The following is a 405-nucleotide window of genomic DNA, read 5'->3' on the forward strand; positions in this document are numbered from 1 at the left end:
TGCCAATCAGGCAAAATACATCATTCTTGCGGTAAAACCTCAGTATTTCGACCCGGTGCTTAAAAATATCCGCAACGTGGTGACGGAGGCCAACGTGATTATCTCCATTGCACCGGGAATTACCATCGGCCAGCTGAAGGAAAAGCTGGGAATAGAAAAGCGGGTGGTGCGGGCGATGCCGAATACACCGGCGCTTCTCGGCGAAGGGATGACAGGCGTATGCTACGATGCGGAAGCCTTTGACGACGGGGAGAAAGATACCATTCGGGATATTTTTACATCATTCGGCGAGATGTGCATCGTGGAAGAGCGGCTGATGAGCGCGGTTGTCTGTGCCAGCGGAAGTTCTCCTGCTTATGTATACATGTTTATCGAGGCTCTGGCTGACAGCGCAGTGAAATACGG

General features: G+C 51.9%; 1 protein-coding gene. It reads left to right on the forward strand.

The window, feature by feature from the left end; genetic code table 11:
• A partial coding sequence (locus NE664_15005; protein ID MCQ4727941.1) for a pyrroline-5-carboxylate reductase occupies positions 1-405 on the forward strand: 405 nt, incomplete at both ends.

The sequence above is a fragment of the Anaerotignum faecicola genome (assembly GCA_024460105.1).
In the GTDB taxonomy this organism is placed as follows: domain Bacteria; phylum Bacillota; class Clostridia; order Lachnospirales; family Anaerotignaceae; genus JANFXS01.